We start from the raw sequence: 216 nt of genomic DNA, 5'->3' as shown, positions 1-216 counted from the left end.
CTCACTGATACGCAGGGCCATTTTGAGTTTGCAGTATCGCCGGGCAACTATAAGTTAAGACCTTTGGTAGATGTGTTTAACTCAGCTAGCGTTTCGGCAGTTCCTGCTTATCCAGTACCCGATTACGCGGCAATTTTTCATGAGCCGCAGAATATTCAGGTTAGCGCGAATACTTCTCTCGATATTACGCTGCCCCTAGCTTTGCTTTCCGGTAAG

The 216-nt window shown here is 47.2% G+C and carries 1 protein-coding gene; it reads left to right on the top strand.

Annotated features, from left to right (window positions below; genetic code table 11):
• The coding region (locus A3735_RS30725; RefSeq protein ID WP_197485818.1) for a hypothetical protein at window positions 1-216 on the top strand (216 nt) is incomplete at both ends.

The organism is Oleiphilus sp. HI0061, from assembly GCF_001635675.1.
This window is presented reverse-complemented; position numbering and strand designations above follow the sequence as displayed.